Origin of the sequence: Luteibacter yeojuensis (assembly GCF_000964085.1) — a bacterium.
In the GTDB taxonomy this organism is placed as follows: Bacteria; Pseudomonadota; Gammaproteobacteria; order Xanthomonadales; family Rhodanobacteraceae; genus Luteibacter; species Luteibacter yeojuensis_A.
Window position 1 is genome coordinate 54,206 of sequence record NZ_JZRB01000034.1, and the last position, 25,579, is coordinate 79,784.

At 68.0% G+C, this 25,579-nt stretch carries 24 protein-coding genes; 8 read left to right on the top strand and 16 right to left on the bottom strand.

The genetic code is table 11. The features are described from left to right. The first annotated feature begins 44 nt into the window (after nucleotides 1–44). Together VI08_RS15480 and VI08_RS15485 are read left to right on the top strand one after the other, a co-directional pair. Entirely contained in the window at nucleotides 45–743 is a 699-nt protein-coding gene (locus VI08_RS15480; protein ID WP_045830510.1) for an HAD family hydrolase, read from the top strand. Between the two features lie 65 nt (nucleotides 744–808). Then, entirely contained in the window at nucleotides 809–2,185 is a 1,377-nt protein-coding gene (locus tag VI08_RS15485) for a leucyl aminopeptidase family protein (protein ID WP_052698000.1), read from the top strand. On the opposite strand, the gene VI08_RS15490 is transcribed toward VI08_RS15485, so the two are convergent. Further along, nucleotides 2,176–2,526, bottom strand: coding sequence for a hypothetical protein (locus VI08_RS15490; RefSeq protein WP_045830511.1), 351 nt, complete (start codon nucleotides 2,524–2,526; stop codon nucleotides 2,176–2,178). The genes VI08_RS15485 and VI08_RS15490 overlap by 10 nt on opposite strands. A 142-nt stretch (nucleotides 2,527–2,668) precedes the next feature. On the opposite strand from VI08_RS15490, the gene VI08_RS15495 reads away from it, so the two are divergent. Next, the gene (locus VI08_RS15495) at nucleotides 2,669–3,712 is read left to right on the top strand and encodes an alpha/beta fold hydrolase (protein ID WP_045830512.1); all 1,044 of its coding nucleotides are present in this window, start codon (nucleotides 2,669–2,671) and stop codon (nucleotides 3,710–3,712) included. Nucleotides 3,713–3,769: 57 nt separating this feature from the next. Here the strand turns inward: VI08_RS15495 and VI08_RS21015 are convergent, their stop codons facing one another. The 10 genes from VI08_RS21015 to VI08_RS15545 all read right to left on the bottom strand — a co-directional run bounded on the left by VI08_RS21015 (nucleotide 3,770) and on the right by VI08_RS15545 (nucleotide 13,669). Continuing rightward, nucleotides 3,770–4,255 carry a DUF4019 domain-containing protein gene (locus VI08_RS21015; protein WP_084621555.1) on the bottom strand — a complete coding sequence of 162 codons (486 nt, stop codon included), beginning with the start codon at nucleotides 4,253–4,255 and terminating at the stop codon, nucleotides 3,770–3,772. A gap of 149 nt (nucleotides 4,256–4,404) precedes the next feature. Then, nucleotides 4,405–5,070, bottom strand: a complete 666-nt coding sequence (locus VI08_RS15505; RefSeq protein ID WP_198148973.1) for a hypothetical protein — start codon at nucleotides 5,068–5,070, stop codon at nucleotides 4,405–4,407. A gap of 121 nt (nucleotides 5,071–5,191) precedes the next feature. Next, nucleotides 5,192–6,667, bottom strand: coding sequence for an anthranilate synthase component I (gene trpE, locus VI08_RS15510; RefSeq protein ID WP_045830513.1), 1,476 nt, complete (start codon nucleotides 6,665–6,667; stop codon nucleotides 5,192–5,194). A gap of 216 nt (nucleotides 6,668–6,883) precedes the next feature. Beyond that, nucleotides 6,884–8,881 carry an ATP-binding protein gene (locus VI08_RS15515; protein ID WP_045830514.1) on the bottom strand — a complete coding sequence of 666 codons (1,998 nt, stop codon included), beginning with the start codon at nucleotides 8,879–8,881 and terminating at the stop codon, nucleotides 6,884–6,886. Nucleotides 8,882–9,025: 144 nt separating this feature from the next. Further along, on the bottom strand, nucleotides 9,026–9,715 hold the full coding sequence (gene pdsR, locus VI08_RS15520; protein WP_045830515.1) for a proteobacterial dedicated sortase system response regulator: 690 nt from the start codon (nucleotides 9,713–9,715) through the stop codon (nucleotides 9,026–9,028). A 438-nt stretch (nucleotides 9,716–10,153) separates the two neighbouring features. Then, nucleotides 10,154–10,903: a sel1 repeat family protein gene (locus VI08_RS21020; RefSeq protein WP_052698002.1), complete on the bottom strand. Its 750-nt coding sequence runs from the start codon at nucleotides 10,901–10,903 to the stop codon at nucleotides 10,154–10,156. Between the two features lie 33 nt (nucleotides 10,904–10,936). Beyond that, nucleotides 10,937–11,665 carry an SEL1-like repeat protein gene (locus VI08_RS21025; RefSeq protein ID WP_052698003.1) on the bottom strand — a complete coding sequence of 243 codons (729 nt, stop codon included), beginning with the start codon at nucleotides 11,663–11,665 and terminating at the stop codon, nucleotides 10,937–10,939. Nucleotides 11,666–11,754: 89 nt separating this feature from the next. After that, entirely contained in the window at nucleotides 11,755–12,429 is a 675-nt protein-coding gene (rpe, locus tag VI08_RS15535) for a ribulose-phosphate 3-epimerase (protein WP_045830516.1), read from the bottom strand. A 137-nt stretch (nucleotides 12,430–12,566) separates the two neighbouring features. Further along, entirely contained in the window at nucleotides 12,567–13,361 is a 795-nt protein-coding gene (gene djlA / locus VI08_RS15540; protein ID WP_045830517.1) for a co-chaperone DjlA, read from the bottom strand. Further along, complete coding sequence (locus VI08_RS15545) at nucleotides 13,358–13,669, bottom strand: c-type cytochrome (protein ID WP_045830518.1); 312 nt, start codon at nucleotides 13,667–13,669, stop codon at nucleotides 13,358–13,360. The genes djlA and VI08_RS15545 overlap by 4 nt, the downstream gene beginning before the upstream one ends. A gap of 167 nt (nucleotides 13,670–13,836) precedes the next feature. On the opposite strand from VI08_RS15545, the gene VI08_RS15550 reads away from it, so the two are divergent. The 4 genes from VI08_RS15550 (at nucleotide 13,837) to VI08_RS15565 (ending at nucleotide 16,034) form a co-directional block, all read left to right on the top strand. Beyond that, the gene (locus tag VI08_RS15550) at nucleotides 13,837–14,733 is read left to right on the top strand and encodes a phosphoribosylaminoimidazolesuccinocarboxamide synthase (RefSeq protein ID WP_045830519.1); all 897 of its coding nucleotides are present in this window, start codon (nucleotides 13,837–13,839) and stop codon (nucleotides 14,731–14,733) included. Between the two features lie 30 nt (nucleotides 14,734–14,763). After that, entirely contained in the window at nucleotides 14,764–15,231 is a 468-nt protein-coding gene (locus VI08_RS15555; protein WP_045830520.1) for a DUF962 domain-containing protein, read from the top strand. 2 nt (nucleotides 15,232–15,233) lie between these two features. Beyond that, complete coding sequence (locus tag VI08_RS15560; RefSeq protein WP_045830521.1) at nucleotides 15,234–15,641, top strand: hypothetical protein; 408 nt, start codon at nucleotides 15,234–15,236, stop codon at nucleotides 15,639–15,641. A 210-nt stretch (nucleotides 15,642–15,851) separates the two neighbouring features. Next, on the top strand, nucleotides 15,852–16,034 hold the full coding sequence (locus VI08_RS15565) for a DUF2061 domain-containing protein (RefSeq protein WP_045830522.1): 183 nt from the start codon (nucleotides 15,852–15,854) through the stop codon (nucleotides 16,032–16,034). Here VI08_RS15565 and VI08_RS15570 read toward each other — a convergent pair. Further along, entirely contained in the window at nucleotides 16,011–18,146 is a 2,136-nt protein-coding gene (locus VI08_RS15570; protein ID WP_045830523.1) for a beta-galactosidase, read from the bottom strand. The two genes, VI08_RS15565 and VI08_RS15570, sit on opposite strands and share 24 nt — an antisense overlap. Before the next feature lie 166 nt (nucleotides 18,147–18,312). After that, the gene (locus VI08_RS15575; RefSeq protein ID WP_045830524.1) at nucleotides 18,313–19,641 is read right to left on the bottom strand and encodes an APC family permease; all 1,329 of its coding nucleotides are present in this window, start codon (nucleotides 19,639–19,641) and stop codon (nucleotides 18,313–18,315) included. Between the two features lie 327 nt (nucleotides 19,642–19,968). Here VI08_RS15575 and VI08_RS15580 point away from each other — a divergent pair, with 327 nt between their 5' ends. Continuing rightward, complete coding sequence (locus VI08_RS15580) at nucleotides 19,969–20,424, top strand: REP-associated tyrosine transposase (protein ID WP_045830525.1); 456 nt, start codon at nucleotides 19,969–19,971, stop codon at nucleotides 20,422–20,424. A gap of 150 nt (nucleotides 20,425–20,574) precedes the next feature. Here VI08_RS15580 and lpdA read toward each other — a convergent pair whose 3' ends face one another. The 3 genes from lpdA to VI08_RS15595 form a co-directional block, all read right to left on the bottom strand. After that, nucleotides 20,575–22,422 (bottom strand): dihydrolipoyl dehydrogenase, encoded by a 1,848-nt coding sequence (gene lpdA, locus VI08_RS15585; protein WP_045830526.1) that lies wholly within the window; start codon nucleotides 22,420–22,422, stop codon nucleotides 20,575–20,577. A 15-nt stretch (nucleotides 22,423–22,437) separates the two neighbouring features. Beyond that, nucleotides 22,438–24,144: a dihydrolipoyllysine-residue acetyltransferase gene (gene aceF / locus VI08_RS15590; RefSeq protein WP_045830527.1), complete on the bottom strand. Its 1,707-nt coding sequence runs from the start codon at nucleotides 24,142–24,144 to the stop codon at nucleotides 22,438–22,440. Between the two features lie 269 nt (nucleotides 24,145–24,413). After that, a complete protein-coding gene (locus VI08_RS15595) occupies nucleotides 24,414–25,241 on the bottom strand; it encodes a mechanosensitive ion channel family protein (RefSeq protein WP_084621557.1) in 828 nt (275 codons plus the stop codon). Nucleotides 25,242–25,579: the final 338 nt, after the last annotated feature.

Below are 25,579 nucleotides of genomic sequence, written 5' to 3' on the forward strand. Positions count from 1 at the left end.
CCGTACTGTAGGAGCCCACCCCCGTGGGCGATGCTCTAAACCCCATGCCCATCCGCGCCCTAACCCTCGACCTCGACGACACCCTATGGCCCGTGCTCCCGGCCCTCATCGAGGCCGAGCACTGCGTGGATCGCTGGCTGCAGGCGCACCACCCTGACGTCGCCACTAAGTGGCCCATCGACGCCATGCGCGAGCTGCGCGAGAAAGTGGCGCGTGAGCACACGCACCTGGCGCATGATTTCAGCGAGCAGCGCCGCATCACCATCCGCGAGGCCTTCGCGGCCTGCGGCATCGACGATGCGCCGGTGGATGCCTTGTGGGGCATCTACTACGCGGCACGCAACAACGTCGAGCTCTACCCCGATTCCCTCGATGCGCTGGGCCGCATCGCCGCGAAGCTGCCCATCGCCAGCATTTCCAACGGCAATGCCGACCTGGAAGTGATTGGCCTGCACCACTTCTTCCACACGCGCATCAGCGCGGCCGGCGCGGGCGTGGCCAAGCCCGACCCGAAGATCTTCCTCGCCGCGGCCGAGGCCCTGGGCGTGGCGCCGGGCGAAATCCTGCACGTCGGCGACGACCCACTGCTCGACGTGGTGGGCGCCCACGAGGCCGGTTTGAGAACTGTCTGGCTCAACCGCACGGGCGCGGCGTGGTCCCACGGGCCCGCGCCAGACCTTGAATTCAGCGATATGACGGCCCTGGCGGACTGGATTGACGCGTCCGTGCCCATGGGTGGCTAGAATACGGGGCGAACACAACCAGTCATTGACGCGGCACCCAACTGCCGCGAGGCACGGGAGGCCTGATGTCACCACTGATCGACCGGAAATCCGGAAAGCGCGCTGTCACCACCCTTGAGCTCGTGGACGTGGCCTCCATGCCCGCCACCGAGCAGAAACTGGGCGCGATGCATCGTCAGTGGCTGGCTTCGCTGGGTTTCCGCCCTACGCCGGGTTCCGTCGCCGTCCTGCCCAACAACGCGGGCGGCATCGCGCGCGTGCTGGTCGGTGTCGATCGCAAGGATCCCATCGCCGCCCTGGGCGCGCTGCCGCAGCGCCTGCCCGAGGGCATCTACGAGCTCACCGAAGACACCATCGTCGACGACCGCGACCTGCTCGCGCTGGGCTGGGCCCTGGGCGCGTACCGTTTCGAGCGTTACCGCAAGGCCGCGCGCCCGGCGGCGCAGCTGCTGGTCGAGCCAGCCACGCTGCGCACGGTGCAGCCGCTGGTCGATGCGGTGTACGAAGTGCGCGACCTCGTGAACACGCCCACCGAAGACATGGGCCCGGCGGAGCTTTCCGCCGCCGTTCACGCGCATGCCGCCGAGCACAAGGCGAAGGTGCGCGAGTGGGTGGGCGATGAGCTGCTCACGGGCAACTTCCCGACCATCCACGCCGTGGGCCGCGCCAGCCACCGTCCCTCGCGCCTTATCGAGCTCACCTGGGGCAAGAACTCCAACCCGAAGCTGGTGATCGTCGGCAAGGGCGTGTGCTTCGATACCGGCGGCCTGGACATCAAGCCCTCCGACGGCATGCGCTGGATGAAGAAGGACATGGGCGGCGCCGCCCACGCCATCGCGCTTGCGGGCCTGGTGATGAAGGCGCGCCTGCCGGTGCGCCTGACGCTGCTGGTGCCGGCCGTGGAGAACGCCATCGCCGGCAACGCCATGCGCCCGGGCGAAGTCATCCGCACCCGCGCGGGCCATACGGTGGAAGTGGACAACACCGACGCCGAAGGCCGCCTGGTGCTGTGCGATGCGCTGGCGTTCGCCGTGGAGCAATCGCCCGACCTCATCGTGGATTTCGCCACGCTCACCGGCGCCGCGCGCGTGGCGCTGGGCCCGGAGATCCCGGCGCTGTTCACCAACCGCGACCAGCTGGCCGACGAGGTCATCGGCGCGGCGGAAAGCGTGGACGACCCGATGTGGCGCCTGCCGCTGTGGCGCCCGTACCGCCGCATGCTCGATTCGTACATCGCCGATTTCGCCAACGGTGGCCCCTCGCGCCAGGCCGGCGCCATCACCGCCGCGCTGTACCTCGAGCGCTTCGTGCCCGATAGCCAGAACTGGATGCACCTGGATACGTACGCGTGGAACGACGGCGAGCGCCCCGGGCACCCGCGGGGCGGCGAAGCGCAGGGCCTGCGCGCGTTCTTCCGGTTCCTGGCGAGCCGTTATTCCTGAGGTTTTTCTTCGTCGGCGGCGGGCGGCTCGTCCGCCGGTGGCTGCGTGGCCGTGGCGGGTTTCGCCTTCTGCCGGTAGGCGATCACCGCGCGCAGGTTGCGCTCCACTTCCGCGATGCTCATCGGGAAATAGTTCTCAGCGCGGTCGCTGACGTTCCAGCTGGCCAGGCGCTGGTCGGTGGCCGCGACGCCGATGGCGTTGAGCGCGGCGCGCACTTCTTTCGGGTCCAGGTCAGTGGCTTGCAAGATCAGCTGCCACATCCAGTTCATGCGCTGCGGGTCCACGCCGCGGATCAACGGCGGCCGGGTGTACTCGCGTGTCGGCGTGTCGTGCTCGCTCATGGCGGGGTCCCTGGTGGCTGGCTTCCGAGTATAGGGTGCGCGGCGGCGGGTCGCGCCGGGCGCTGATACCGGCCGCGCGTCGCACAATGTAAACGTTCCCGCGGCTATATCCCAGAGGAGCCTTGCCTCGCTGGAGATCCGAATGCGCTGCACCGTCCTACTCCTCGCCCTGCTTGCCGCCCTGCCCGCCGCCGCCGCCGAGGCGCCGGCCACGAAGGACCTGGGAGGCCGCCTGGAACGTGCCGAATATCCCTACCCCGTCACCCTGTTCCCGGTGCAGAGCCAGGGCCAGTCGCTGGAGATGGCCTACATGGACCTGAAGCCGGCGACGCCGAACGGGCATACCGCCGTGCTGCTGCATGGGAAGAATTTCTGCGGGCCGTACTGGCAGGCCACCGCCGAGCGGCTGCGCGATGAAGGCTGGCGCGTGGTGATCCCCGACCAGGTGGGGTTCTGCAAATCGTCGAAGCCGAGGGGCTACCAGTACAGCCTGCACCAGCTCGCCGCGAACACGCACGCGCTGCTCGAAAGCCTGGGCGTGCAGAAGGCCACCGTGGTGGCGCACTCGATGGGCGGCATGGTGGGCACGCGTTACGCGCTGATGTACCCGGCGGCCGTGGAGAAACTGGTGCTGGTCGACCCCATCGGCCTCGAGGACTGGAAGCAGAAGGGCGTGCCGTGGCGCAGCGTCGATGCGTGGTACCAAAGCGAGCTGAAGACCACGTACGCATCGATCAAGGCCTACCAGCTGAAGAGCTACTACGACGGCACGTGGAAGCCGGAATACGACCGCTGGGCGCTGCTGCAGGCGGGGCAGTACGTAGGCGATGGCCTGCAAACCTCGGCGTGGGCCGGGGCGCTCACCTACGACATGATCTACACCCAGCCCGTGGTGCATGAGTTCGGCGACCTCCGCGTGCCGACGGTGCTGATCATCGGCCAGCGCGACCGCACCGCCATCGGCAAGGACGCCGCGCCACCCGAAGTGCAGGCCAAACTCGGCGATTACCCCGCGCTCGGCAAGGCCGCTGCCGCCGCCATCCCCGGCGCGAAACTGATCCCTCTCGAAGGCCTGGGCCATGCACCGATGCTCGAAGCGCCCGAGCGCTTCTACAAAGCGCTGGACGAGGCGTTAAACAATGTAGGAGCCCACCCCGTGGGCGACATCTTTTCGCGACACCGTTGATGCGAGCCCGATGAAAACCATCGCCCACGGAGTGGGCTCCTACACGGGGTTCGGGTGTTATTGCACGAAGCTGATCTCACGCTGCACCGGCCGGATCACATAGCCCACCGGCAACCACCCATCCGCACCCGGGGCCAGCGACACCGTTTCGAACAGCACGGCCTTGGTGTAGTGCGCGAGGAAGATGGCGTTGAGGTAGTCACCGGCCGGCAGGCCCACCGGGTCGCGCACGCGCGCCATCTCGAACCACTCGCGGCCGACGAGCAGGCCGCGATCCAGGCGGATCGACTTCAGGTGCCGGGCCCACTCGGCGCGCGGCACCATCTTCTGCATCATGGCGCCGGCTTCGAGCCACATGGCATCGGGGCGGCGGCCGCCGTCGGAAAGCTGCACCCAGTGCTGCGCCACCGCCAGCGCCTTGTCCAGCGACTTCGGCTGCGGCCCGATGCGCGGCGCGTTGGCCACGGTGAGCAGGCTGTTCAACGGGCTCACCGCCGGCCGGGCGGCCGGCGCTTTGCGGGTAGGTACGGTCGCGCTGGGCATGGGCAGCTTCCCCCGAGGGTAGGGCTACAGCTTCGGCGCGCCGGCCCGGGCCGGCAATTCGGCTAGATGGCTTACGCCTTGTGGGAGCGCGCTTGCGCGCGATGGGGGCTTGAGGCGAGGCCATCGCGCGCAAGCGCGCTCCCACAGGTTTAGCGCCGGCCGAAGGCGAAAACGTCGGCCGTATAGGTTTCCACCACCAGGCTGAAGGGCTGGTTGGCTTCGTTGAACAGGACGGCACGGTGGCGCAGCACGTCGTGGGGGATCGCCAGCGGGCCCTTGCCGGCCGGGGGCAGCGGTGCGTCCATTTCCCAGCGTTTGGGTAGCGGTTGCCACAGGAGCTCGGCGCTAAGGGTCTGACGACGGAAATGGAGCGGCTGCACCACCTTGCCGAAGGGCTGGTCGGTGGTGTCCAGCACCTGGTTCATTTCCGCGGTGAGGCGGGCTGGCACGTACCAGTTATCCGCTTCGGACAGCACGTGTTCGCCGCAGGCCAGCTGCACGCGGCGGTAGCGCACCGGTTCATCGGCGCCGATGCCCAGCGCGGCGCGATCCTCGGCCGCCAGCGGCTTGTCCTGCCCTTTCACCCGCTTCGCCACGATCTTCGCCTCCGGCGCCAACCCATGGTCGCCGCACCAGCGTTCCAGCGTCAGCGTGGCGCTGGGGTGGCTAAGCAGGTCGGCGTTGAGCGTCTCCAGCAAGGCCAGTGCCTGCGTGCGCGAGGGCACGTCGTCGGCGAAGCCCTGGCGCGCGTGTGCGGGCATGGCGACGGTCGCCATGACAGCGATGGAACCCGCGGCGATGTATTTCGTGACCACTAAAAACCTCCGCATACCCGAACGCACACCGGTAGGAGCTCACCCTGTGAGCGATGCTGTTCGCGGACTGCCACAGGGTGGGTGGACTGGGGCGAGAAGATGTCGCCCACAGTGTGGGCTCCTACAATCCTTTTGCCGCCTGGGCCACCGCGCGGAAGAGCGCGCGGCCTTTGTTCATCGTTTCTTCCCACTCGGCCGCCGGGTCGGAGTCGTAGACGACGCCGCCGCCGGCCTGCACGTGCAGGCGGCCATCCTGGATCACCGCGGTGCGGATGGCGATGGCGGTGTCGGCGTCGCCCCACCAGCCGAGCCAGCCGATGGCGCCGGCGTAGATGTTGCGCTTGAACGGCTCCAGTTCCTGGATGATCTCCAGGGCGCGGATCTTCGGCGCGCCGCTGACGGTACCCGCCGGGAAGGTGGCCTTGATGACGTCCATGTAGCTCATGCCGTCTTTGATGTCGCCTTCCACCTGCGACACGATATGCATGACGTGCGAGTAACGTTCCACGACGAACGATTCGGCGAGCTCCACGGTGCCGGTCTGGCTCACGCGGCCCACGTCGTTGCGGCCGAGGTCGATGAGCATGAGGTGCTCGGCGCGCTCCTTCGGGTCGGCCAGCAGCTCGGTCTCGAGCGCCACGTCTTCGGCTTCATCCTTACCGCGGCGGCGCGTGCCGGCGATGGGGCGCAGCACCACGCGGCCGTTCTTCAGGCGCACCAGGATCTCGGGCGAGGAACCGACGATCTGCGTGGTGCCAATGTCGATGAAGAACATGTACGGCGACGGGTTCATCGCGCGCAGCGCGCGGTACACGTCCACCGGGCGCGCGTTGAAACCGATGCTGAGGCGCTGCGACGGCACCACCTGGAAGATATCGCCCGCGCGGATGTATTCCTGCGCCGTGCGCACCATGTCCTCGTACTCCTCGCGGGTGAACGTCGACTTGAAGTCGGATTCATCGAGCGCGACGGACTGCTGGATCTGCGGGTACGACACGCCGCCCTGGCGCAGGCGGAAGGTGAGCGCATCGAGCCGGCGCGAGGCCTCGGCGTAGGCCTGCGGCCGCGACGGGTCGGCGTGGACGATGAGGTAGAGGCGGCCCTTGAGGTTATCGAACACCGCCAGCTCGTCGGCGAGCATGAGGAGGACATCGGGCGTGCCCAGCTCGTCTTTCTTGTCCCACTGGGCCAGGCGCTCTTCGATGTAGCCGATGGTCTCGAAACCGAAGTAGCCGACGAGGCCGCCGGTGAAGTCCGGCAGGCCCGGCAGCTTGGGCACCTCGTACTGCTTGCGCAGCACCTCGATCTCGGCGAGCGGGTCAGCCAGGTGGCGGGTTTCGACCACTTCGCCATTTTCCTCCACCTCCAGCTCGTGCCCGCGCAGGCGGTACACCCGGCGCGCCGGCAGGCCGATCATGGAATGGCGGCCCCAGGTCGCCCCGCCCTCGACCGACTCGAACAGGAAGGTATACGGGCCATCGGCCAGCTTCAGGTACACCGAAAGCGGCGTATCGAGGTCGGAAAACACCTCGCGCACCAAGGGGATACGGGTAAAGCCCTCGGCGGCGTAGGCGTCGAACTGTTCGCGGGAAATCATGGGGTCTCGGGGGTGACCTTGGGATGACCCTCGATTGTAGGGCCAATCCGGCCAACCCTGTGGGAGCGCGCTTGCGCGCGATGGCCATGTAGGAGCCCACGCGGTGGGCGACATCTTTTCGCGGAAGAGCCGGGGCTCCTGCGGCGGCTGTACAAAAGGCATCGCACACGGAGTGCGCTCCTACAAGGGGCCGGCGCGGGTAGGGTCGGGCTTGGGTTACGCCAGGCGTTGGCGGGGCAGGCCTTTTAGGTGCAGCGTGAACGCCACGCCGCCTTCGATGTTGCGTGCGCTGGCGCTGCCCTGGTGGCGTTCGGCGACGAGGCGGACGACGTAGAGGCCGAGGCCGAGGTGCGGTGCTTCGCCGGGCGTGGCTTTGTCGCGCAGGCTTACCAGTGAATCGAACAAGCGGCCCTGCATCGCCTCGGGCAACGGCGGCCCCTGGTTCGCAAGTTCCACGTCGGCGCCATCGGCCGTGGGGATCAACGCGATGCGCATCCACCCGCCGGCCGGCGTGAACGACAACGCGTTGTCGAACAGCTTGTCGAGCGCCTGCGCGATGAGTTCGGGCGAGACGTGCATCACCACGGGTACGTCGGGCACGTCGACATCGATGGGGCGATCGCCGGAGAGCGAGCGATACCCATCGGCGCACCCACGCACCACGTCGACGAGGTTTACGTCCTCGGCTTCGGCCGAGGCGATGGCGCGTTCCATGCGGCTCGCTTCGCTCATGGCGCGCACCAGCGCACCCAGCCGCGCGACACCATCACGCGCACGCGCGAGGTAGGGCTCGGCTTCCGGCGGCAGCCCGGCGTGGTCGAGGTTGTCGAGCGAGGATTTGACGATGGCCAGCGGCGTCTGCAGTTCGTGCGAGAGCTTCGACGCCAGCGTGCGCAGGTAATCGGTATAGCCACCCACCACGTCGAACAGCCGCGCGAAGCTGCGCGCCAGGTCGCCGAGTTCGTCGGTGGCATCGATGAGCGGGAACGGGCCGTCGAGGCGGCCGTCGTTGTCCTGCGCGCGTTCGGCGGCGTTGCGCAGGCGGCGCAGGCGGAAGGTGAGCCGCGTGGCGAACAGCAGCAGCACGCCGCCGGCGACCAGCAGCACGGCGAAGCTGGTGAGCAGCAGGCCGAACAGCGCGCGGTTGGCGAGCAGCGGCACGGCGCGGCTGGGCTGCTCGAGCAGCACCACGCCATGCAGCTTGTTGCCCTGGGTGATGGGCATGGCGGCGGCGAGGACGACGCTGCCGCGTGCCTCGCCCGCGCGCCACGCGGTGGCGGGCTTGCCGGCGAGCGCGCGGCGCACTTCGGGCAGGTCGATGCGCGGGGCATCTTCCGCCCACGCGCTGGCGTCGTCGAGGCGCGTGGCCAGCAGTGAGCGGTACACCAGCGCGGCGAACCAGCCGGGCTGGCCATTGGCCGGCGTGTCGGGCAGCGTGAGCTTGCCGGTCTGCGCGGTGAGCCAGGCATCGGGCGAGAGCACGCGCACGCGCACGTTATCCGGCGCCAGCCGCGCCAGCTCCTGCGATAACGCGGGCGAGAAATCGAGCAGCGGGCGGATGTCGGCGCTGAGCGGTTCGGCATCGCCATCGGCGGCGAGGTGCACGCCGACGCCGAAGCGGTCGAGGCGCAGGCCGCGTGGCAGCTTCAGTTCCACGCGGAAGCCGCCGCCGTCTTCCTGCCACTGCGCGTTGATGCGATCGGGCAGCACGCCGGCTTCCGGGTCCAGCGCGATGGCCGTGGTGGAACCGGGTGCGGCGCTGGCGAGCAGGTAGCGCTGCGAATCCTCGTTGCTGGCGATGGAGAGGATGAGGTGGTCGGCGCTGAGCGCGAGGCGGTCGCTGGCATCGGCGCGGCGGCGGTGCGCGGCGCGCACGTCGATGGTGAAGTACAGCCAGCGATCGTCCTCGGCGAACATCACCTTGCCGTTGCGGCCAAGCGGCTGCGCCCACGGGCTCAGCGGCGCCCAGTCATCGGCGTAGCCGTCGATGGTGATGGGCACGTTGGCGTTCTGCACGTACCACGCGCTGCCGGCCGGCGGCAGCGGCGCCTCGACGACGACGAGGCTACGCGCCAGCGCGCGCGCCGACGCCACCAGGGCCTGGGCCTGGCCTTCGCGCAGCAGGGTTTCCATCTGGCGCACGTAGAGCCACCCGGCCACGGGGAGTGCCAGGGTGCACAAAGCGACGAGAAGGAGTTTCTGGCGAAGGGTCATGCGCTAAATGTAGGAGCGCACTCCGTGCGCGATCGCGCGCCAGCGCGTGGGCGCGGGGGGACTGGGGCAAGGCAGTCGCCCACGGGGTGGGCTCCTACATTTTGCGGGGACACGTTCAGGGGTCCTAAGGTTTGCGGGGGCACGTCACGGGGTCCAGCGGTAGCCGACGCCGTGGACGGTTTCGATGGCGTCGAAGTCGGGGGCCAGCGCGACGAACTTCTTGCGGATGCGCTTGATGTGCGAGGTGATGGTGGCGTCGTCGACGACGAGTTCGGCTTCGCGCATGAGCTGGTCGCGGTTTTTCACGTGGCCGGGGAAGCGCACCAGCGTGTGCACCATCCAGAACTCGGTGACGGTGAGCGGTATCTCGGTGCCGTTCCAGGTGATGCGCATGCGCTCGCTTTCCAGGCGCAGCGGGCCGTGTTCGATGACGTTCTCGCTGGCGGCGGGCGTCTTCAGCGACTCGATGCGGCGGAACAGCGCGGCGATGCGCGCGGCGAGCTGGTGCAGGCTGGTGTCTTTCGAGAGGTAATCGTCGGCGCCCAGGCGCAGGCCGCTGATGACGTCGAAGTCGGAATCGCGCGCGGTGAGGAAGATCAGCGGCAGCGTGGCGCTCTTGGCGCGCAGCTCGCGGCACAGATCGAAGCCGCCCTCGGGCTCGTCGCCCAGGCCAATGTCGATGATGACCAGCTCGGGCAGGCGCATGGCGAAAGCGTTGCTGGCCTCGGCGCGCGAGCCATAGCCGCGGGCCTCGTAGCCAAAGCGGGTGAGGGCCTCGACGTAATTGGCGCGGATGAGGGGTTCGTCTTCAACGATGGCGATGCTGCGGCCCATGGGCGTTCCGTTCCGTGTTCACTGAGTTGGCGTGCGCAGGGTGCTATGCCCGCCCGGGCCGCGCAAGCGCCCTGCCCCATTTGCCCGTGTTTTGCCCGTGCAGGCGCAGGCCTTGGGCCTATACGCGCCGTTTGCCCGCGATTTGCCACAAACAGCCTGTGGAATGCCCCACGGGAGCCGCGCCGGAAGCCCCGGCCAGCGTTGCAATGGCACCACGCAAGGAAAACAAGAATATGAAGACCAAGCCTGACGCCGATAACACCGAACTGGAACGCAATTTCGAGCCCCTGCGCGTCACCCTCGCGCTGGGCGCGCTGCTACTGGGCCTGCTCTGCGGCCTGCACTGATCCCACCCGAGTCCCCCTGACGCTCCCCTGGTGTGTGGAGCTTCCTTCACTCCCCCCGCCCAGGGCCGGGGGAGCTTTTTTGCGTGCCCGCTTACTGGCGCTGGATCACCTGCGACACCGGCACCAGGGTGGGGTCGCCCACGGTCACGGTTTCCTGCCAGCCGGCCAGGGCCGTGGCCTTGCGCTCCTGCAACATGCGGCCGATGACAAAGCCGCTGGTGCCGTTCTCGGGGTTGTTCTGGTCGATGCCATCGCTCATGGGCAGGCCCGCCAGGCCGTCGATGAACACCGAACCGCCGAAGTTCACGGCGTAGAAGAGGTCGCTATACGCACGGTCGAAGCGTTTCGACGCGCGCGGCGCCGCCACCTTGTCGGCATAGGTCGCCTTCAGCTCGCGGTAGTAGGCATCGGCCTGGGCCATCTCCTCGGGCGTGACCCTGCGGTAGGCATCCATGAAGGCGGCCTGCACCTCGGGGTCGTGCCGCTCGTTGGCCACGCCAAGCCAGGCAAGGCCCAGCGCGCGGTTCTTTTCCGCGTGGTCGCCATTGAAGTACATGATGCCCAGGGCGTACTGCGCCGGCTTGTTGGCCCAGGCCGCGGCGTTCTTGAGGCTGGCCCGCGCGGCGTCGTCGCGCCCGCTCCAGAAGTTGCGGGTCGCGTCGCAGTAGTAGTAATCGCCGGGCAGGAAGCGTTCCAGCGCGGTGGGGCATTCGCGCAGGGCGTTGGCCACGACGCGCTGGTCCTGCCCGGGCAACGGCTGCGGCTTGTCGGCGGCAAGCGCGGGCAAGGCGCTCGCCGCGACCAGGAAAGCGACGGCCATGGCCATGCGGTGCATCGACATCACGGGCTCCTTATCGCGGTAGGGAAAGAGGGATTACTTCGGTGCCCCGTCCACGGGCGCATCCTTGGGTGGCGCCACGCTGCCCAGCGGTACGAGCGTCGCGTCGCCCACCCACACGTGGGTTTCGTAACCTTCGAAGAACTTGTCGCGCCGCGTCTTCAGCCAGCGCTGCAGCGTGCTGCCCTGGACCAGGTCGGGTGAGAGCCCGCTGATCCACATCATGCCGCCGAACAGGGAGGCGCTCTGCAGTTCGCGGTAACCGCGGTCGAAGCGCTTTTCGGCACGGGGGGCGGCGATGGCGTCGCTGTAAAGCGGCTTCATCTGCATCCACCATGCGTCGGCCTGCTTTTTTTCGGCCGGCGTGAGCATGCGGTAGGCCTCGACGAAGGTGGCCTCGATGTCCGGGCGATGCCGCTCCGCGGCGAGCGCCAGCCACGCGACGCCTTGCGGGCGGTCCTGCGGCACATGGTCGCCGTTGAAATAGAACAGGCCCAGCACGAACTGGGCATCCTTGTCGGCCCAGCGGGCGGCGTCCACGAGGTTGGTGCGCGCGAGGCCGTAGGAGCCGGCCCAGTAGTTCGAGGCGCCTTCGCAGAAGTAGTACTCGCCCGGCAACAGGCGTTCGAGGCCACCGGGGCATCCTTGCAGGATGTGGGCGACCGTAACCTCCTGCCCGGGCGGGGGCGTGGGCCGGTCGGCCCGGTGGCAGGCGGCGAGCGCGACGCTCGCTGCGACGACGGCGACTGCGGCACTTCCCTTCATGCGTGCACTCCGTCACACGGTGGGATGGCCTTTACAGTACTCCTCGGTTTGCTTTCTGCGACGTGAAAGTTTCTTTATCGACCGAGGGCTCAGCCCTTGTCGATGGCCGCATGCATGCGGCGGATGACATCGGCGTAATCCGGTGCGTTGAAGATGGCCGAGCCCGCCACGAAGGTGTCGGCACCCGCCGCGGCGATGGCGCCGATGTTGTCGGCGTTGACGCCGCCATCCACCTCGAGGCGAATGGCGCGGCCGCTGGCGTCGATGCGTTCGCGCACGTGGCGGATCTTGTCCAGCGCCGTGGGGATGAACTTCTGCCCGCCAAAACCGGGGTTCACCGACATGATGAGCACCATGTCGATCTTGTCCATGACGTAATCGAGCCAGTCGAGCGGCGTGGCCGGGTTAAACACCAGGCCGGCTTCGCAGCCTTCGTCCTTGATCAGCTGGATGGTGCGGTCGACATGCTCGCTGGCCTCCGGGTGGAAGCTGATGCTGCGGGCGCCGGCCTTGGCGAAGTCAGGGACGATGCGGTCGACGGGCTTCACCATGAGGTGCACGTCGATGTGCTCGGTGATGCCGAAATCGCGCAATGCCTTCAGCACCATCGGGCCGATGGTGAGGTTGGGCACGTAGTGGTTATCCATGACATCGAAGTGCACCCACTGCGCGCCGGCATCGAGCACCTTGCGCGTGTCGTCGCCCAGGCGGGCGAAATCGGCGGAGAGGATGGACGGGGCGATGACGGGGGGCTGCTTGGCCATGGTCGGTTACCTGATGGGTTCGAGGCGGCGGCATGTAGGAGCCCACTCCGTGGGCGATCGCGCACAGGGTGCGCTCCTACAAGATTGCGATCGCGCACAGGGTGCGCTCCTACGGGGTGGCGGGCTCGTGATGGGGGTTATTTGAAGCCTTTTTCCGCCTTGATGCGTTCGTAGGCCGCGTTGATTTCGCTGGCGCGGCTTTCGGCGCGGCGGCGCATGTCGTCGGGCAGGTCGCCGAGGCGGTCGGGGTGGTGTTCGGAAATGAGCTTGCGGTAGGCGCGCTTGATGGCGCGCTCGTCGGCGTCGCGCTGGATGCCGAGCACGGTGTACGGGTCGGGGCCCTGGGTGTTGCGCTGCGGCGGCACGTAGCCGCCGCCACCGTGGCCGCGGCCGCCGGCCGGGCCGTTCCAGGCGTAGCCCTTCATGGCCATGAGGGCCATGAGCTCCATGTCGCTCACGCGCAGGGCGAAGGCCAGCTGGCGCAGGATGGCCATCTTCTCGGGCGAGGGGGCGCCTTCGGCCAGCACGGTTTCGATCACCACGTCGATGACCGGGAACGCGTGGTCGCGGCGGTGGCCCACCCACTGGCGCAGTTCGTCGATGACGCCCGTGGCGTTGAATTCGGGCTGCTTGCCCTCGTTGAAGGCGTCGATGGCCTCGCGGCGCTGCTCCTGGTCCAGGTTCATCCGCGCCATGAGGCGCTCGGCGATGGCGATCTCGGATTCCGAGATGCGGCCGTCGGCCTTGGCCACGGCGCCGATGAGGGCGAACAGCGGGGCCAGGTAGCCACCCTGGGCGGGCGTGCGGCGGCGCTGCTGCTGGCGGCTGGCGTCGAACATGAAGCCGAGCGCGGCGCCGATGAGGCCGCCAAGCAGGTTGTGCGTGAGCCACATGCCCAGCGCGAAGCCGATGAGTGCACCGAAGAAATTCATTGAGCGCCCTTGGAGGGGGTCTGGGCGGAGAAGTACTCGGCCAGCTGGTCGAGCTCCGCATCGGAGAGGGGGCCCACGGCGGCACGCATCACGGGGATGTCGCGGCGGCCGTCGCGGTACTGGCGCAGGGCTTCGCGCAGGTAATCGGGCTTTTGCCCGGCCAGGTTGGGGGCGCCGGGGATGCGCGCCTGCCCGGTTTCGCCATGGCACGCCGCGCACAGGCCCAGCCGCGCCGGCTTCGCGGGCGGTGCGGCGATGGCAGGGGCGGTGAAGGCCAGGGCAAGGGCCGCGGTCGTTAAAAGGCGCATGGCACGGTAGTTGGGGCGATAACCCCAAATTCTAGCAGGCCCATTTTCCTGTAGGAGCCCGCTTGCGGGCGATGGGGTTGTCGCAAGTACCCATCGCGCGCAAGCGCGCTCCTACATGGGGGCGGGCCGGTACAATGGGGGGATTCCTCGCCTCTTGGAGCTGCCCCGTGCCCACCACCCTGAGCCAATCCGACCTGCCCGGCCTGGAACTCGTCCACCGCGGCAAGGTGCGCGATGTGTACGCCCTGCCCGGCAACCGCCTGCTCATGGTGGCCACCGACCGGCTCTCGGCGTTCGACGTGGTGCTGCCCGACCCGATCCCGGGCAAGGGCGAGATGCTCACCCAGATCTCCAACTTCTGGTTCGACAAGACCGCCCACCTCATCCCCAACCACCTCACGGGCGATGACGTGGCCTCGGTGCTGCCCGCGGGCGTCGACCCGGCGCTGTACGCGAAGCGCGCCGTGGTCACCAAGCGCCTGAAGCCGGTGCCGGTCGAGGCCATCGCGCGCGGCTACATCATCGGCTCGGGCTGGAAGGACTACCAGGCCACCGGCGCCATCTGCGGCATCACCCTGCCGCCGGGCCTAAAGCAGGCGCAGCAGCTGCCCGCGCCCATCTTCACCCCGTCGACCAAGGCCGAAGTGGGTGGCAAGGACATGAACGTGAGCTTCGACGAGGTAGTGGCCGCGGTGGGTGAGGACCTCGCCAACGCCGTGCGCAAGGCCACGCTCGACATCTACCAGTTCGCGGTGGCCTACGCGGCCGAGCGCGGCATCATCATCGCCGACACCAAGTTCGAGTTCGGCACGGATGAAAACGGCGTGCTGCACATCATGGACGAGATGCTCACCCCCGATTCCTCCCGGTTCTGGCCCGCCGATTCGTACGAAGTGGGCATCAGCCCGCCCAGCTACGACAAGCAGTTCGTCCGCGATTACCTCGAGCGCATCCAATGGAACAAGAAGCCGCCGGCGCCGGCGGTGCCCGCCGAGGTCATCGAAGGCACGGCGGCGAAGTATGCTGAGGCCCTGGACCGGCTCGCGGGCATCCGCCTCGGCTAAGGCCGGCCAGCGCCCTGGGGGAGTAACGGCATGCGTGATGCGGCAACCTGGTTCGGCAACTACAGCCGCGACCACCAGAACCCAACCAACCGGCTGATCCACTGGGTCTGCGTGCCGGCCATCACCTGGACGGTGGTGGCCTTCGTGTGGCTCATTCCCGTGCCCACGTTCATCGGCAAGCCGGGCTTCTGGGCCGTGTTCGCCATGTTCCTGGCGTTCTGCTTCTACTACTACCGGCTGTCGCGGGTCATCGGCATTGCCATGGCCGGCGCGTTCGTCGCGCTGGGCTTCCTCACCGACGTGCTCTACCGCGGCCTGGGCATCAGCGGCCTGCTGTGGCTGGCCGTCGTGGTGTTCGTCGTGGCGTGGGTGGGCCAGTTCATCGGCCACAAGATCGAAGGGCGCCGCCCGTCGTTCCTCACCGACCTGCAATACCTGCTGATCGGCCCGGCGTGGCTGATGAGCAAGGCGCTGGCCCGCGCGGGCGTGGGCTACTGACGGTGCAGACCACGCTGACGTTGTTCTCTGCTGCCATCTGGTGGGTCATCTATTCCAGCGCGGCCGCCGTGGTGCCCGCGGTGATCGTGTTCTTCGTGCTGCGCTGGCTGGAGAAAACGGCGGTGGTGTTCAACCGCGCGTACTTCGCAAGCTTGCTTTGGGCGCTGATCGCGGTGCTCACCGGCGGCCTGGTCATCGCCGCCCAGCACGGCCAGGCGGCCGGCCAGTCCATCTTCATCCTGCCCTGGATGCGCGCCGCCCTGGTGGTCGACATGCTGGTGGGCGCCTTCCTCATCTGGCGCCTGGTACCCCGCGTCGATGCGCGCCGGGTGAAACCCAGCAGCGCCTGCTGGGCCGTCGCCATGGTGATGGTGGTGGCGCTGGTGGTGGGGACGACGATCCACCGCTGAAAAGCCTGCCTCGCCGTAGGAGCGCACACTCGTGCGCGACAGCCTTTCGCGGCAACGTCGCACGTGTGCTTCGCGCACAGGGGTGCGCTCCTACATGTAGACGCATGGGTGCCGGTATAGGGTGGGCCTATCGGGGCGATCCAAACGATCACTTGGACATGCCCCACCCCGTCCCCATAATGAGAGTCATTCTTATTCGAGGACGCGGCCATGGCGCGCAGGATCAAGTTCGTGGCGACGCATTTCAGCATCGCCTTTTCCCTCAGTTACGCGGCGAACCAGAACGTGGCGGTCAGCGCCCTCGTGGGCGTGGCCGAGCCGCTGGCCTTCGCCTTTGGGCGCTCTGTGCTGGCGGGCACGCGCACCGGGCTAGCGGTGGCTCCCGCCGCCTGAGCCGCCGCCGACCCGCGCGTTCGTTTCGGCTGCCGCGCGGGTGAATCCTTCGAACGGGATGTCGGTGATGCCAACCAGGCCGATGTGTGCGTTTTCGCCGTCGAGCACGCGCCCCGTCACCGGCTGGTCGACGTACTGGAACCAGTGCGTGCCCACGACGATGCCGGTGGCCGCTGCCGCATCGACGAAGCGCGCGTAGGCCTTGCCCCGCTCGCCCTCGTTCGCCACCGCCGCCACGCCGTTGCCGAACGGGCCGCGGTCGTTCGAACCGAAGTGGAACTCGGTGAGCATCACCGGCTTGTCCCAGCGCTTGAACTCGGCCACGTCGAAGCCGTGTTCCGGCACGTCCACGTAGGTGTTGATGCTGGTGACGTCGGTGTACTTCGCGCTCATCTCCTCGACTTCCGGCGTGCGCACCGCCAGGCGGCCGCCGAGGAAGAGATGGTGGGGGTCGGCTTTCTTCAGTGTCTCGGCCACGGTGCGGAAGTACTGGCCGGCGTAAAGCTTGAGGAACGCGATGTAGTCCGCCGCGATGGCGGGGTGGGCTTCGTTCGGGTCCGGCGCCTTGAAGCCCTGCGCGGCGATGTCATCCCAACGGCTTGCGTTGATGCCCCACGCTTTCGCAAAGGCGGCGACATCGCCATGCGTTTTCTTCAGGTAGGCGAGGAACGCCTGCTTCGCCGGGCTCTGCGGGCCCTGCGCCAGGCTGCCGGTGGCGAGCGCCCAGCGGCCTTGTGGGCCCTGCCCTGCCCACGCGAGTTCGTTGTCGGCGAAGTAGCCGAGTAGCCACGGGTCGTTGGCGCTGCTCTTCGTCGCGCTGGCGATGGCCTGCTGGGCCGCCTTTGCAAAGCGCGGATCGAACGGATCGGGCATGCGGCCCCAGTAATCGTAGCCCGTGCCTACCGTGTTGAAATCGCCCCGGATGAGGATGGGCACGGTGTAGGCCATGCGCTTGTCGGTGGCGAAGGCGGGGTCGCTCCAGTTGCCCAGCGTGTTGAAGTGCCAGCCCTGCAGGCGATCGAGCGTGCGCTTGCGCCAGCCTGCGTCGAAGTCATTGCCGAGCGTGCGCGCCAGGTTGTTGCTGTACACATCCCACCAGCGCCCGTGGTTCATGCCGTTGTCGCGCTGCGAGCCGTTGTCGCTGCGGCTGTCGCCCGTACCCACGAAGGGCCCGGTCGCAGGCGGCTGCCCGGTGAACATGAACTCGCGGCCCTGCACGTAGGTGTGGCCATCGGTGTGGTTCACGGCATTCACGCCCAGCGAGAAGAAGGCGTGGCCTTCCGGTGTGACGAGCCACCAGCGCGCACCCTGCTTCTGCACGCGGAAGAACCCCGACGCCTGCATCGCAGGCATATCAGTCCGCCCACCATACTTATCGAGCCCCGCCGCTGCCCCCGCCCCACCTGTGGGAGCGACCTTGGTCGCGATAACACCCCGTTTGAGCGCCTCATCAGAATCAACCTTCTCCGGCCACGTCCCCCGCGTGTACTGCCCGTACTGATCCACGATGCCCGTGTAGGCGGCTTTCAGATCACCCTGCCCCTCCACCACATCCACCTTGCCGAACAGCAACGTCTGCGCCGCCCCCGGCTGTGGCATCGACAGGCTGACGCCGGTGACCTTCGCCGCATCGATGGCGCCATCGGTCTGCAATGCGACGAGCCGCGTTTCCTTCCCCTCACTGAAGGGCATCGGCGGCCCCACCTGCATGCCGAACGCGCGCGGCGAGGTGGCGGTGAGCGGCACCGACAGCATCTGCGGCGGCCCGGGGTTCACGCCCACGATGGCCTTCAGGTGCTTCTCGCCCGAGGCCACGTCAACGATCAGCGTGACCGGCCAGGGCATGCCGTTCTGCACCTTCAGCCGCAACGTGCCGCTCGCGGGCCACGCCCACGTGCCCGAGGCGGGCGCAAGCGCCAGCGTGGGCGCCGCGGCGGGCTGGTAGGTCACCGCCACCAGCTCGCTGCCATCGGCCGCCTTGCGCACCGTGGGGTCGAGCGTGGCGCCCGTGGGCGTGAGCTTCACGGCCGCCGTGGGGTGGGCAAGGTCCACCGCGGCGCCATGGGCGGCGAAGGTGGCGAGGGCCAGCAGCAGGCAGGGTGATGTGCGCATGCGGGCAAGACTCCCATGGCCATCGTGAACAAAGGCTCGCCCGCCGTGCCCGCACTTGTAGGAGCCCACACTGTGGGCGACCGCTTCTCGCGCTGCGCCCCCGGGCGTGTTGCGTGGTCGCGAAAAGCTGTCGCCCACAGGGTGGGCTCCTACACGTTCGCGGTTGTTACGCTTTCTTGCCCAGGCGCTTGCGCCACAGGAAGAACACCGGCACGCCGATGGCGATGATGAGCAGGCTCATGCCGGCGTTCTGCGGCTGGGTGATGGCGGTGGCGACGATCACGCACAGCACCACCGTGGTGAAGATGAGCGGCACCCATGGGTAGCCGGGCACGAGGTAGGGCGAGGGCTCGTCCTTCAGCTTGCGGCGGTACCAGAAGATGGTCGCAATGCCGAACGCGTGCGACAGCCATTCGCCGACGGTGGTGTAGTCCACCAGCGCCTCGAAGCTGCCCGAGAGGATCAGCGCGATGGCCCACGCGCCCAGCGCCAGCAGCGCAATCTGCGGCGCGCCGGTCTTCGCGTCGATGCGGGCGATGGGGCGGAAGAACATGCCGTCGGCGCTCATCACCTGCAGCACGCGGGCGCCGCCGGCGATGGCGATGCTGCAGTAACCAAACGTGGAGCACGCGATACCCACCGCGATGATCGTGGCGCCCGATTCGCCGAACACGCGGCGCATCAGGTCGGCGGCGGGCGCCGTGCTGGCGGCGAGCCCGGCGTGGCCGAGGCCCGCCATGTAGGCGATGTTCACCAGCACGTAGCACACGACGACGCTGGCCATGCCCAGGCCCAGCGCGCGCGGCAGGGTGCGCTGCGGATCGCGGACTTCGCCGGCCAGGTCGTTGAGGTAGTGGAAGCCGCCGTAGGCGAACATCGCCGGCAGCAGTGCGCCGATGAGCATGCTGGCCGGCACGTCGTGCGTGGGGTCTTCCGCGAACGCCACGCCAAGATGGCCGCGCGCGAGGTAAAGGCCCACGGCGATGAGCATGGCCACCGCGCCCAGCTTCAGCACGGTGAAGATGTTCTGCACCCACGCGCCGGCGCGGATACCGAAGAGGTTCACCGCCACGATGAAGGCAATGGCCGCCACCGCCACGGGCTTTACCCACTCGTGCGGCAAGCCGATGGCCCGCGTGGCGTAATCCGCGAAGGTGGTAGCCACCGCGGCCACGCTGCCGGGGTAGTTGATAAGCGCCATGGTCCAGCCGAACAGGAAGGCTGGCAGCTGGCCGAAGGCTTCGCGCAGGTACACGTAGGTGCCGCCCGCCTGCGGCCGCCGCGCGCCCAGTTCGGCGTAACAGAGCACGCCCGCGAGGGTGAGCAAGCCGCCCAGGGTCCAGAGGATGATGACCTCCATCCCCGAGCTGGTGCTTTTGGCGACGGCGGCCGGCGTACGGAAGATACCCGCACCGATGACACCGCCGATGACGATCATCGCGGCATCCCAGGTGCCGAGACGACGAAGGTAGTGGGCTGGCTGCGGTGCTGGCATCGCCCGACCATGCCATAAACCCCCAGGTCTTTGCGATATGCCTCGGTTGCGGCTGCGCCGCCATGCCCTTGGCGCCTCCGGCGCAGCTGCCGTGTTGGGCGCAACTGCCGTGCTGGGCGCAACTGCCGTGCTGGGCGAAACTGCCGCGCTGTAGGAGCCCACGCTGTGGGCGACAGCTTTGCGCGAAAAGCAGCAAGGCCTGTGGCTTGGTCGCGAAGAGCTGTCGCCCACAGGGGTGGGCTCCTACACAGAGCAGGTGTGGGCTCCTACACGGAGCGGGGGTGGGCGCTGATACCGGGGGTGGGCGGCGATCGACACGATCGTGGGATGACTATTCAACCGGGAAATGCCGCTTTGCGGCGGGGGCGGGTTTCTGAACCTGGCCGCGTGTACATCATCACCTGCGTCGCGTGGAACCGCGCGCCGGTGTTCCGTGATTACCGCGACGCGCGCAGGGCGTGTGCGGTGATCCATGCACGGAAGACATGGGGCGATGCGACGTGCCTGGCGTGGGTGCTGATGCCAGACCACTTCCACGCGCTGGTGGAACTGGGCGACGAGGATCTGTCGAAGGTGGTGAAGCGAATGAAGTGCATGGTGCGAAAGGCGTTCCGCCAGGCCGGACGGTCGTCGCCGCTATGGCAGAAGGCATTCCACGATCGGGCGCTGCGCAAGGATGACGACGTGAAAACCGCGGCGCGGTACATCGTGGCGAACCCGTTGCGCGCTGGCCTCGTCGAGCGCGCCGGCCAATACCCCTACTGGAACGCGATCTGGCTGTAGGAGCCCACACCCGTGGGCGACCGTTTTTTTGCGATAAAGCAACAGGGCCTGCTGCTTTATCGCTAAGAGCTGTCGCCCACAGGGTGGGCTCCTACAACGCGGCGGTTGCGCCGGAGGCGCATGGAGCATGGCGGCGTCAGCCGCAACCGCTTACTTCTTCTTCGGGATGTACAGGTCGGTGATGGTGCCTTCGTACACCTCGGCCGCCATGCCGACGGATTCGCCGAGCGTGGGGTGCGGGTGCACGGTGCGGCCGATGTCGCCGGCTTCGCAGCCCATTTCGATGGCCAGGGCCAGCTCGCTGATGAGGTCGCCCGCGTGGACGCCGACGATGCCGGCGCCGACGATGCGGTGGGTTTCTTCATCGAAGATGAGCTTGGTGAAGCCTTCGGTGCGGTCGATGCCGATGGCGCGGCCGGAGGCCGCCCACGGGAACTTGCCCACGCCGACCTTCAGGCCCTTTTCCTTCGCTTCCCGCTCGGTGACGCCGACCCAGGCGATCTCCGGGTCGGTGTAGGCCACCGAGGGGATGACGCGTGCGTCGAAGAAGCTCTTCTGCCCCGCGGCCACCTCGGCGGCCACCTTGGCTTCGTGCGTGGCCTTGTGCGCCAGCATGGGCTGGCCGACGAGGTCGCCGATGGCGAAGATGTGCGGCACGTTGGTGCGCATCTGGCGGTCGACCGGGATGAAGCCGCGGTCGGTGACCTGCACGCCGGCCTTGTCGGCGCCGACCTTGCCACCGTTCGGCGCGCGGCCGACGGAGACGAGCACGCGATCGTACACCTTGGTGTCGGGGATGCTCTCGCCATCGAAGGTGACTTCGATGCCCTTCTTGGTGGCCTTCGCCTCGACGACCTTGGTCTTGAGGTGGATGCCCTTGTAACGCTTGGCGATGCGCTGCTGCAGCGGCTTGATGAGGTCGGCGTCGGCACCGGGGATGAGCTGGTCGGCCAGCTCCACCACGGTGACTTCCGAACCCAGCGAGGCGTACACCGTGGCCATTTCCAGGCCGATGATGCCACCGCCCACCACGAGCATCTTCTTCGGTACGTCCTTGAGCTCGAGCGCGCCGGTGGAGTCGATGATGCGCTCGTCATCCCACGGGAACGAGGGCAGCTTCACCGACTGCGAACCGGCGGCGATGATGGCGTTCTCGAAGCGGATGAGCTTGTTGCCCTCGGCAGTGGCCACTTCCAGCTCGTTGGGCGAGATGAACGTGCCGGTGCCGATGACAGTGCGCACCTTGCGCGCCTTCGCCATCTGGGCGAGGCCGCCGGTGAGCTTGCCGACCACCTTTTCCTTGAAGCTGCGCAGCTTGTCGATGTCGATCTTGGGCGAGCCGAACGAGATGCCGTGCTCGGCCATGCTGCTGGCTTCGTCGATCACGGCCGATGCGTGCAGCAGGGCCTTGGACGGAATGCAGCCCACGTTGAGGCACACGCCGCCGAGCGACGCGTAACGCTCGACGAGGACAGTATCGAGGCCGACATCCGCACCGCGGAACGCGGCGGTGTAGCCGCCCGGGCCCGAGCCCAGCACGACGAGCTGGCATTCGATATCGGCCTTGCGGCCCGATGCGGCGGCGGCCTGCGGCGCGGCGGCGCTGGGCGCTTCCTGCTTCGGCGGTGCCGGTGCCGGCGACGGCGCCGGGTGCGCCGGGGCTTCGGACACCGTGCCCTGGCCTACGGCCTTGTCGGCCGATGCCTTCGGCGCCGCTGCCTTGTCGGCAGCCGCCGGCTTGGCGTCGGCGCCGCCCTCGGCGGCTTCGATGGTGAGGATGACGGTGCCTTCGTTCACTTCGTCGCCGACCTTCACCTTGATGTCGACGACCTTGCCGCCCTGCGAGGCGGGGACGTCCATCGTGGCCTTGTCGGATTCGAGCGTGATGAGGCTCTGGTCTTTCTCGACGGTATCGCCGGCCTTGACGAGGATCTCGATGACGGGCACGTCGTGCGAGCCGCCGAGGTCGGGCACTTTCAGTTCAATGGTGTTTGCCATGGTCGCGGGCCCCCGTCAGAGCAACAGGCGGCGGATGTCGCCGAGCTGCTGGGCCAGGTAGACGGCGAAACGCGCGGCCAGCGCGCCGTCGATGACGCGGTGGTCGTACGACAGCGACAGCGGCAGCATGAGGCGCGGTGCGAACTCCTTGCCATTCCACACCGGCTTCATCGCGGCCTTGGACACGCCAAGGATGGCCACCTCGGGCGCGTTGATGATCGGCGTGAACGCCGTGCCACCGATGCCGCCGAGCGAGGAGATGGAGAAGCAGCCACCCTGCATGTCGGCGGCGGTGAGCTTCTTGTCGCGCGCCTTCTTCGAGATCTCGCCCAGTTCGGCGGCGAGCTCGAGCAGGCCCTTCTTGTCGGCGTCGCGGATGACCGGCACGACGAGGCCATCGGGCGTATCCACCGCGATGCCGACGTTGTAGTACTTCTTCAGCGTGAGCGTTTCACCCGCCGCGTCGAGCGACGCGTTGAAGGTGGGGAATTTCTTCAGCGCCGCGACCACCGCCTTGATCTGGAACACCAGCGGGGTGACCTTCAGATCCTTGTTTTCTTCGCCGAGCTTCTTGCGGAAGGCTTCCATCTCGGTGATGTCGGCGTCCTCGAACTGCGTGACGTGCGGGATGACCGCCCAGTTACGCGCGAGGTTGGCGGCCGAGATCTTCGGGATGCGGCCCAGCGGCTTTTCTTCGATCTCGCCGAACTTCGAGAAATCGACCTTGGGCCACGGCAGCAGCGAGAGGCCGGTGCCACCCGCGGCGCCACCGGCGGCAGCGGGTGCCGCGCCAGAGGTCATCACGTTCTTGACGTAACCGGTGATGTCTTCGCGCTGGATGCGGCCACCGCGGCCGCTGCCCTTCACCTGGGCCACGTCGACGCCGAGCTCGCGCGCGAACGCGCGGACGGCCGGGCTGGCGTAGGGGGCGTTGCCGGGCATGATCACCGAGGCGTCGAACGACACCGGCGGGGTGCGCGGCGCGCCACCGGCGGGGGCGTCGGACTTCGACGCGGCGGGTGCGGGTGCGGCGGCGGGCGCCGGCGACGGTGCCGGGGCGGCTTCGGCCTTGGCGGGCGCCGGGGCCGGCGCGGCGGCCGGGGCGCTACCACCCTCGCCTTCCATCACGGCGATGAGGTCGCCGTCGTTCACTTCGTCGCCGACCTTGACCTTCAGTTCCTTGATGACGCCCGCGGCCGGGGCCGGGATGTCCATGGTGGCCTTGTCGGATTCGAGCGTCATGAGGCTCTGGTCTTTCTCGACCGTGTCGCCGACCTTGACCATGACTTCGATGATGGGCACCGGCTTGCCGCCGATATCCGGGACGGTGACGTTGACCGGGCCGGCCGAGGCCTTCGAGGCCGAGGGGGCCTCGGCCTTGGCGGCGGCCGGAGCGGGCGCGGGCGCCGGGGCGGCAGCTGCCGGGGCCGGGGCCGGGGCCGGGGCGGCCTTCTCGTCCTGCTTCGGGGCGGCCGGGGCGTCGCCCGCGGCCTCGACCAGGGCGATCACGTCGTTGTCGTTGACCTCGTCACCGACCTTGACCTTGATTTCCTTGATAACGCCGGCGAACGGGGCCGGCACTTCCATGGTGGCCTTGTCGGACTCCAGCGTGACCAGGCTCTGGTCTTTCTCGACGGTATCGCCGACCTTGACCATGATTTCGATGATGGGCACCGGCTTGCCACCGATATCGGGCACGCGGGCTTCTTTGACGTCGGCCATGGAACCTCCTCAAAAACAACGATGAAGGGCGGACGGACCCTCCAACGGGGGAATGTCGGGCGCCGTGGTGCGGCGCAACCGGACGATTGTAATCCCTCGGGAGGAGATTCCCACGATTCAAACGGTTGTTTGGGGCGATTTCAGTGTTGCGAGGCGGTAATGGGTCCCCGCCGATGGTGTAGGAGCCCACGCCGTGGGCGACATCTTTTCGCGAAAAGCCACAGGGCCTGCGCGTTGGGGCGAAAAGATGTCGCCCACGGAGTGGGCTCCTACTCCGCCGGGAGCAGGCGAATATCCGTAGAGGACGAGGGGATGGTGATGCCGGCGGCCCCGAATTTGTCCTTGATCTCGCGCAACAGGGTGGTCTGGGCGCCGTACATGTCGGCCACCGCGCACCAGCCGCGGGTGACGAGGGTAATGTTGGAGGCGCCGAGGCTGTCGGTCCACACGCCCGGGGCCGGGTCCTTCATGATCCGCGGATCGGCCTCGAGCAGGCCGCGGATGATGTCCATGGCCTGGCCGATGTCGTCGTCGTAGGCGATGCCCACCTTGATCTCGAAGCGGCGCTTGCCCAGGCGGTTGAAGTTGATGATGGCGTCGCCGCCCACCTTGGCGTTGGGCACGATGGCTTCGCGGTTATCGGGCGTGATGATGTAGGTGTGCATCAGGTTGATGCTCTGCACCGAGCCTTCCACGCCGCCCACCAGCACGTAATCGCCGATGCGGTAGGGCCGGAACAGGATGAGCAGCACGCCCCACGCGAGGTTGGACAGCGAGCTGTTGAGCGCGAGGCCGATGGCCAGCCCGGCGGCGCCCAGGGCGGCGATGAAGCTGGCGGTGGGGATCCCCGCCATGCCCATCACCTGCACGATGAGGAAGGCGATGAGCAGGCCGTAGATGGCGTTGCGCAGGAAGCCAGCGAGCGTGTCGTCCACGTGCGCGCGCTCGAGGGCGCGCCTGCCGACATTCGCCACGCGGGCGGCGATCCAGAAACCGATGACCAACGCGACGAGCGCGATGCCGATGCGGATGGCCCAGGAGATGATGACCAGCCGCGTGGCGTGGTCCACGCCAAGGTGATCGAGGAAGTCGAGCATGCGTGCCTGCCTTTTCAAAGCGAAGGATCGCGAGGCAGGCTAGCAGCGGAGCCGTGAAGAACCGGTTTCACGGCAGGACCGGGTTCTTTGCACTTTTGCGGCGTCGTTCGCTGCGTCGTGCATTGCATCGAGTCATTCGCTAGCGCGAATGCATGTCTTCAGCGGCGTTCGCCGCCTTAGGCTGGAGGCGTGTCGCGGGTCGGCGGCGGGTGGGCCCCTGGGGCCGCCAGTCGCGGACCTTCGGACCGGGCCGTAGCGCCGTTGTCGCCATGACCTGATGTTGCGCGGCCCTCCGCTCATGTCGGCCCCAGGGGCCCACCCGCCACCGAGTCCACGCG

Bases quoted from the DNA above. Each gene is read 5' to 3' on its own strand.
- djlA (WP_045830517.1), bottom strand. From the start codon at position 13,361: ATGAATTTCTTCGGTGCACTCATCGGCTTCGCGCTGGGCATGTGGCTC.
- aceF (WP_045830527.1), bottom strand. From the start codon at position 24,144: ATGGCCGACGTCAAAGAAGCCCGCGTGCCCGATATCGGTGGCAAGCCG.
- VI08_RS15575 (WP_045830524.1), bottom strand. From the start codon at position 19,641: ATGCCAGCACCGCAGCCAGCCCACTACCTTCGTCGTCTCGGCACCTGG.
- VI08_RS15485 (WP_052698000.1), top strand. From the start codon at position 809: ATGTCACCACTGATCGACCGGAAATCCGGAAAGCGCGCTGTCACCACC.
- lpdA (WP_045830526.1), bottom strand. From the start codon at position 22,422: ATGGCAAACACCATTGAACTGAAAGTGCCCGACCTCGGCGGCTCGCAC.
- VI08_RS15490 (WP_045830511.1), bottom strand. From the start codon at position 2,526: ATGAGCGAGCACGACACGCCGACACGCGAGTACACCCGGCCGCCGTTG.
- VI08_RS21025 (WP_052698003.1), bottom strand. From the start codon at position 11,665: ATGAAGGGAAGTGCCGCAGTCGCCGTCGTCGCAGCGAGCGTCGCGCTC.
- VI08_RS15555 (WP_045830520.1), top strand. From the start codon at position 14,764: ATGCGTGATGCGGCAACCTGGTTCGGCAACTACAGCCGCGACCACCAG.
- VI08_RS15515 (WP_045830514.1), bottom strand. From the start codon at position 8,881: ATGACCCTTCGCCAGAAACTCCTTCTCGTCGCTTTGTGCACCCTGGCA.
- VI08_RS15580 (WP_045830525.1), top strand. From the start codon at position 19,969: ATGACTATTCAACCGGGAAATGCCGCTTTGCGGCGGGGGCGGGTTTCT.
- VI08_RS21015 (WP_084621555.1), bottom strand. From the start codon at position 4,255: ATGCCCAGCGCGACCGTACCTACCCGCAAAGCGCCGGCCGCCCGGCCG.
- pdsR (WP_045830515.1), bottom strand. From the start codon at position 9,715: ATGGGCCGCAGCATCGCCATCGTTGAAGACGAACCCCTCATCCGCGCC.
- VI08_RS15595 (WP_084621557.1), bottom strand. From the start codon at position 25,241: ATGCTCGACTTCCTCGATCACCTTGGCGTGGACCACGCCACGCGGCTG.
- trpE (WP_045830513.1), bottom strand. From the start codon at position 6,667: ATGATTTCCCGCGAACAGTTCGACGCCTACGCCGCCGAGGGCTTTACC.
- rpe (WP_045830516.1), bottom strand. From the start codon at position 12,429: ATGGCCAAGCAGCCCCCCGTCATCGCCCCGTCCATCCTCTCCGCCGAT.
- VI08_RS15495 (WP_045830512.1), top strand. From the start codon at position 2,669: ATGCGCTGCACCGTCCTACTCCTCGCCCTGCTTGCCGCCCTGCCCGCC.
- VI08_RS15480 (WP_045830510.1), top strand. From the start codon at position 45: ATGCCCATCCGCGCCCTAACCCTCGACCTCGACGACACCCTATGGCCC.
- VI08_RS15565 (WP_045830522.1), top strand. From the start codon at position 15,852: ATGGCGCGCAGGATCAAGTTCGTGGCGACGCATTTCAGCATCGCCTTT.
- VI08_RS21020 (WP_052698002.1), bottom strand. From the start codon at position 10,903: ATGTCGATGCACCGCATGGCCATGGCCGTCGCTTTCCTGGTCGCGGCG.
- VI08_RS15570 (WP_045830523.1), bottom strand. From the start codon at position 18,146: ATGCGCACATCACCCTGCCTGCTGCTGGCCCTCGCCACCTTCGCCGCC.
- VI08_RS15545 (WP_045830518.1), bottom strand. From the start codon at position 13,669: ATGCGCCTTTTAACGACCGCGGCCCTTGCCCTGGCCTTCACCGCCCCT.